The sequence below is a fragment of the Streptomyces sp. NPDC050534 genome, from assembly GCF_044457745.1.
GTDB lineage: Bacteria > Actinomycetota > Actinomycetes > Streptomycetales > Streptomycetaceae > Streptomyces.
Genome location: NZ_JBITHF010000022.1, coordinates 85692 through 92200, shown reverse-complemented (window position 1 = coordinate 92200; position 6509 = coordinate 85692). Strand labels below are relative to the sequence as shown.

Here is a 6509-nt window from a genome sequence, read left to right as displayed (position 1 = left end):
GCCTCCAGGCCATCGAGCGGGACACCGACGTGGCCTGAGCAGTGGTGCACAGAACTTCGTACTCGGTGGTGCACTCAGACGAGTACGCGGACAGCCCTCTTCGCCGAGGTCGTGGGTGACCTGGTCGAAGGCACGAAGTGCAGCTCTCCCGAGGGCCGTGATCGTCTGGCGACTGGACCAGAGGACAACGCCTGAGTTGTCGAGCGTCTGAGCGTTGTTGGCCCTCAGCAGGCGGATGTCGGCGTCAGTGCCTTCACGGCGGAAGAGCCATCGGTAGACCTGCGGCTCGCCCTCGAACACCCCGCCTGGCAGGACATCTGGTACCCCTGACGTCAACGGCAGACGAACCTGGGAGTTGACGTCACATCGCTTCCTGCACCGGGCCGGCGAAGCGGCGGCGCCTCTTCCCGCGGCTCTCGCTGGCCGAGCGGGTACTGCCTAGAACCGTGCAGGGGCGGCGGCCGCCGCCGTGAGCCGGCGATGACGCCAGCCGCCGTGCGACCCTTCACCACGGCCACCGACCGCCTTCCAGACCTTCCTGGACCAGCACGGCATCCCCTGGTCGAAGTCCAGGCGAACGCTGGGCAGTTGACCTCGAGCGCTTCAAGATCCCCGACAGAGTCAAGCTCAGACTGATGTGCGGCAACCGTGCCGACGCCCCGCTACTTGTCCCGGAGTTCATCAGCCAGGTCCACCCGCACATCACCCACTCGTGAGCGCGCTGCGGCCTTCGGCCGGGCCACGGTGCCGGTGCCACGCCTGGTACACGGCGCTGGCCATGAGGAGTGCCGCGAAGTCGACAAGGGCGTAGCCGCCGGGAAGGCCGGAGGGCGGGTTCCCCATGAGGAGCAGTCCGGTGATGTCATGGGGCCGGTAGCTGTAGAGGCCGAAGAGGGTGCCAGCGAACTCGCAGGGTGCGGTCACCGCGATGATCCATGGAATACGCGCTCGCATTACGGGGTGTTGACGGACCGCGGCGATGAGGAGGAGGCCGATGACGCCGCTGTAGTCTGTCCGCTCGGCCAGCAGGAGCCCCCACAGTGTCCACGCCGCCAGGCCGGCGTAAGCGGCGCGATGCAGCCATCGAGGCGATGGTGTGCGGGCAAGGATGACGCTGGTGAGGAAGATAGCCGCGTGGCCGACGGGGACCCAGGCTGGGAAGTTGCCGAGCCGGTAGTCCCACCACTGCATGCCATGGGTTCCCACGAACTCCAACGTGCAGGCCACAGCGACGGCACACAGGATCTGCACCTGGACCCAGGAGCTCTCGTGCCAAGCCATGAACGTCACACTGCCACCGGCAGCCAGCCCAAGAACCAGTTGACCCAACGGCCCGAAATGGGGCTCGGTCAGACAGGTGATCAGAACGGTGCCAGCGGCCCACAGGCATACGAGCAGGCGCTCCGAACGGCGCGACAAGCGGTGTCGTGCGCCCAGGCCACCGGGGCGAGCGTCCTCCCGCTCCTGCACGGCCGTGGCAGTACGCAGGAGCAATGAGAATCCGGAACCACGAGAGCGCATTGCCGGTCGATCGATTGGAGTCATACCTGGTGAACGACGCCATCTGGTGAGAGGAAGCCCATTCACCGGATCGTGTGGCCTCTTCCTGAGGGGCGGACGCCACACGACGCGACCCGGCCCGGAGCCCAGTCAGGGACTACCTCTGCGTGTCGGCCGAAAAGCCGATCCTGGAAAAGGATGGAGAAAGACCGCTGAGCTGGAACGCGTCAGTGGCGGGCGGGCAGTTCGGGCGTGAGCAGACAGTCGGTGGTTTCGCGGGAAGCGACGGGCCCGGGGACGGCGCCGTGGCGGCGTTGGCGTCGACTGTACTCGGTGATGGCCTTCCACAGGTCGCGTCGGTCCATGTCGGGCCAGTAGCCGGGGGTGAAGTACAGCTCTGCGTAGGTGGCGTGCCAGGGCAGGAAGTTGGAGGTGCGCTGCTCGTTGCCGGTGCGCCACAGCAGGTCCACGTCCGGCATGTCGGGGTAGGGCAGGTGGCGGGTGAAGTCGTCCTCGCCGACGAGGTGGGGGTCCACGTCGCCGTCGCGGGCTGCCTGAGCGAGTGCTGCGGCGGTCCGGGTGATCTCGTCGCGGCCGCCGTAGTTGATGCACACGGTGAGTGTCAGTCCGGTGCGGGCGCGCGTGCGGTGCTCTTCGCGCCTGAGCGAGTCGACGAGGTCCTCCGGCAGCTTGTCAGGCCAGCCGGCCCAGCGCTGGCGCACGTTCAGGTCACGGAACGGGGCCTCGTCGAGTTCGCTCTGGAGGATAGCCAGGATCGCCGTGATTTCCTCTGCGTCGCGTTTCCAGTTCTCGGTGGAGAACGCATAGAGAGTCAGGTGGCGCAGGCCGATCTCCAGGGCGCCGTAAACGATCTCGCGGACGGCGGCGGTGCCGGCACGGTGGCCTTCGGAGCGCTGCAGACTGTGTTGCTCGGCCCAACGGCCGTTGCCGTCCATGATGACCGCCACGTGGGCGGGCATCCGGTCGGCATCGATCTGCGGGGGCCTGGCGCCACTGAGATGGGGTGGAGGCGGTCGCAGGCCGGTGTCTTCGACCACCGGGCTCGGAAGGTTCGCGGTGGCGGCGGGGCGTCGGGGGCCCGGCACGGTCAAGGGTGTCAGGCTCCAGGCCAGGGATGAGCGCAGACGGGCGGGGGCCAGCACGCGGACGCGGGTCAGGAGGGAGGGGCGCGGGGCCCGTTGCAGCAGGGTGGGACCGGCCGCTTCGATGGCGTCGAGCTGGGCACGCATCAGGCCGGCCGCCGTGTCGAGCACGATGGCCGCTCCGGGGTGCATCCCTCTCGTCATGGCAGGCCTGGTCACCCGTCGGCGCGCCAGGGCCGTCAGCTCGGTGATCAAGGCCGCGACAGGTGGACTCCAGCGTCCTTGGAGCAGGTCCGTCTCTGCGCCGGGGTAGGACTCCAGTACTTCCTGCGGCAGGAGCAGGAGGCCCTGGGCGAGATCGGTGCTCAGGTCGGTGAGGACGTCGGTGAGCTGGGCGCCGTCGACGAAACGCTCATAGTCGCCTTGTCGGTCCAGCCGTAGCGCCATGGGCGCGCCAGCCTGTTCGAACAGGTACCGGACCTGCTCAACCCAGGGCACGACCTCCTTGTTGCACCAGGCCCGCCACGCGGCCCAGTCGGCAAAGCGCAGACCGTGGGCGTCGTCCCGCGTTTGGGCCATGGCGCCCTGCAGGCTGGTCAGGTCCAGACGCCAGCGTCCCGCCATGTCCACCAGGGCGTAGCGGACCGGATCAGTGCTCGTACCCGCGGCCAGGTCGTGCTCCAGCGCCCTGGTCCACGCCTCGACGCGGGCCGCGCGCTCGGCCGGCGCCACATCCGCTTCGTCCGCCAGGTCGTCAAGAGCGGTGACGGCCGCCCACAAAGCCCAGCACGCCGGGCGCAGCACTGACGGCATCAGCCGGACAAGAGCGTAGATCGCGGGGTCGTGCCGTCGTGTGATGCGGCGGCACAACCGGTACGCCGCTCGCACGGCAGGGTCCGCACCCCTCAGCGCACGGGTGGTGGCTCGGTCGGGCCGCGTGTGCGGGGCCGTGTCGAGGGCGGCGGGGTCAGGTTGTGGTGTCGTGGGCATCTCGGCGCGGACCTCAGGGCGTTTCCGTGTCGGCTGTGGCTGCTGGCGCGGCAGCGCGGCGCGGCGTGGGGAGACAGGCGGCACCGCTTTCCGAACTGGGCTCAGGGAGGTGGGGGTTGGCTGGCAGGGTGCTGCGCGTGCTCCGGCAAAAGCCCAGCAGCGCGGTCAGGGCTGCGGCCGCGAACCAGGCGAACTCGATGGCCAGATACCGTGGCACCGGGGTGTCGGAGAATCCCGCCGCCGTGCTGGCCTGCATGGCCCCATAGGAGGGCAGGTAGCGCATCACCGGGCTGTCGGCCCCGGAACTCGAGACCGGGTTCTGCAGCGCGAGGTCGATGACGCTGGTCATGACGATGGCGAACATGCCCTCGACCTCCCGGCGCAGCACCGATCCGAAGCCCACTCCCAGCGCGCCGTAAACGAAGCCGGCGCTGAACAGTGCGGCGGCCAGCAGCAGAGGCTGGCGGGGTGTCCAGGCCAGGCAGGTGACGGCGGTGGCGTATGCGGCGACCACCGCCGAGATGAGAGCCAGTGCGGTGACCTTGGCCAGGACGAGGTGGAGGCGGGGATAGCCGGCCACCGCCAGCCGACGGTCGAAGCGGCTGCCGGAGAAAGTGGCGGCGAACATCATGAAGCCGGTGATCAAAGTGATCGCGTTGAGCGCGCCGCTGATCTCGGTCAGCTCGTTGCCACGAGGGGACAGCCTCTCGCCCGTCGCATGCAGTTGCATGGGGGCTGGGGTATCGGGCGCCACCAGGTAGGTAAGGGTCGTCCACAGGGGAACGAACAGGACCACCAAGACCATGGCGAACCGGTTGCGGCCGTGCTCCGTCAACGCGAAGCCGGTGGCGAGAGCGAACCGGGACAGGTGAAACCTCACGCGGCCACCGCCTCGTCCGGGCGGAGCAGCCCGCCGTCCAGACGCCACAACGCGTCCAGGCGCTCGGTGTCGTAGGCCAGGTGAGAGACGACCAGGACAGAGCGTCCCGCATCCCGCAACCGCACGGCCAGATCCCAAAACCGCTGGTAGGTGTCCCAGTCGAACCCCTGGTACGGCTCGTCCAACAGCAGCACCTGCGGATCGTGCATCAGCGCCAGCGTCACGTTCAGCTTCTGCCGCGTCCCACCGCTGAGCGCCCCGGCCCGCTCATCGGCGTAGCCGGCGAACCCGAGCACGTCCATGACCTGCTCGGCATACCGCAAATCCGCCAGCCGGTAGGCCCTCTGGAAGAACCTCAAATGCTGCCGGACCGTCAGCGCGTCGTTGAGAACCACGTGCTGCGGGCAGTAACCAAACCGGCCACCATGCCGGACCACGCCCCGCGCGGGTTGCAGCTCACCGGAAAGAATCTTCAACAGCGTCGATTTGCCCGCGCCGTTCTCCCCGACGATCCCACACAGGGACCCCGCCCGAAGCCGCATGTCCACGCCCCGCAGGACCACACGCCGACCATAGGCGTGGTGCACGCCCTCGACCTCCATGGCCGCCCTCCCCCACATTCCGGAACCGGCCCTACGCCGACTGCACAACGATCACGGGGCCGAAACGGCACGTTTCCAGTTCGAGGACGCCTTTCAGCGGGTGCGCCCCCGGGGGGTCGGGGGCGGTGGGCCCGCACCTTGATCGTGGACACCTCGACACTGGATCTTGAGTCCAGGGAGAGGAGTCTCAGGTGGGGACCTACAAGTACTCGGCGGAGTTCCGGGCTGACGCGGTGGCGCTGGCTCGTTCGTCGGACCGGCCTGTCTCACGCATCGCGCCGAGCTCGGCGTGAACCACGAGACCCTGCGACAGTGGATCAAGGCCGCGGAGAACGCCGAGAGGCCCGAGGCGATCGCGGAGTCCACTAAGGACGCGGAGATCGTGGCACTGCGTAAGCAGGTCCGCGAGCTGGAGATGGAACGCGACATCCTGCGCCGGGCGGCCAAGTATTTTGCGGGCGAGACGAACTGGTGAGCCGCTTCGAGTTCGTTGCCGACCATCGCGACGCCTTTGGCGTGAAGCGGCTGTGCACCGTGCTGAATCTGTCCCGGTCCGGGTTCTACCGATGACTGAAGACCGCGCCGCGCGCGCCGCGAAGAAGGCTGCCGACGCAGCACTCACCCGGCGGATACGCAAGGTCCACACAGAGTCCGGGAGGACGTACGGGGCCAAGCGGATCACCGCCGAGCTCCGCGCCAACGGTGTGATGGTGAACCGCAAGCGTGTCGAGCGGCTCATGCGCCAAGACGGTATCCAGGGGCGGAGGTTGAAGCGGCGGCACCGCACCACGATCCCGGATCCCGCCGCTCAGGCGGTGCCCGATCTGCTGCGGCGGAACTTCACCGCGTCCGCCTCCGACCGGGCATGGGTCGGCGACATCACCTATCTGCCCATCGCTGGTGGGAAGTTCCTGTATCTGGCCACCGTCATCGACATGTTTTCCCGTCGCCTGCTGGGCTGGTCGATGGCCGATCACATGCGGGCCGAGCTCGTCACCGACGCGCTCAACGCGGCCGTCCGCACTCGCGGCAGACAGGTGGAGGGCGTCGTTTTCCACAGCGATCACGGGGCTCAGTACGGGGCGAAGACGTTCGCCGACGCCTGCCATCAGGCCGGGATCCTCCGATCCATGGGAGCGGTCGGCACCTCCGCGGACAACGCCGCCGCAGAGTCGTTCTTCGCCTCGCTCAAGCGGGAGATCCTTCCCGGCCGGCACGGCTGGCCGACCGCACGAGCCGCCCGGCTCGCGGTCTTCCGCTGGCTCGGCTTCTACAACCACCGGCGCAGGCACTCCACGATCGGCTACCTGGCGCCGGTCGCCTTCGAACAGAGATCAACTACTCTGGCCATCGCCGCATGACAACCGGTGTCCACGAACAAGGTGGAAGCCCCTTCCTGGTCATGTCCCGTGGGGGGCCGTTGGCGAATTCGAC

General features: G+C 68.4%; 4 protein-coding genes and 1 pseudogene. 1 reads left to right on the top strand and 4 read right to left on the bottom strand.

Features of this window, described 5'->3' with window-relative positions; translation table 11 throughout:
* Positions 1-702: 702 nt before the first annotated feature.
* The 4 genes from ACIBN2_RS44160 to ACIBN2_RS44145 form a co-directional block, all read right to left on the bottom strand.
* Positions 703-1470 (bottom strand): hypothetical protein, encoded by a 768-nt coding sequence (locus ACIBN2_RS44160; RefSeq protein WP_399143432.1) that lies wholly within the window; start codon positions 1468-1470, stop codon positions 703-705.
* A 257-nt stretch (positions 1471-1727) separates the two neighbouring features.
* Positions 1728-3416 carry a polyprenyl diphosphate synthase gene (gene uppS, locus ACIBN2_RS44155; protein ID WP_399143431.1) on the bottom strand — a complete coding sequence of 563 codons (1689 nt, stop codon included), beginning with the start codon at positions 3414-3416 and terminating at the stop codon, positions 1728-1730.
* Between the two features lie 190 nt (positions 3417-3606).
* Positions 3607-4473 (bottom strand): ABC transporter permease, encoded by an 867-nt coding sequence (locus ACIBN2_RS44150; protein WP_399143430.1) that lies wholly within the window; start codon positions 4471-4473, stop codon positions 3607-3609.
* On the bottom strand, positions 4470-5075 hold the full coding sequence (locus tag ACIBN2_RS44145; protein WP_399143429.1) for an ABC transporter ATP-binding protein: 606 nt from the start codon (positions 5073-5075) through the stop codon (positions 4470-4472). The genes ACIBN2_RS44150 and ACIBN2_RS44145 overlap by 4 nt, the downstream gene beginning before the upstream one ends.
* Positions 5076-5266: 191 nt before the next feature.
* Here ACIBN2_RS44145 and ACIBN2_RS44140 point away from each other — a divergent pair.
* Positions 5267-6436: pseudogene (locus tag ACIBN2_RS44140) on the top strand (IS3 family transposase).
* The last annotated feature ends 73 nt before the right edge of the window (positions 6437-6509 follow it).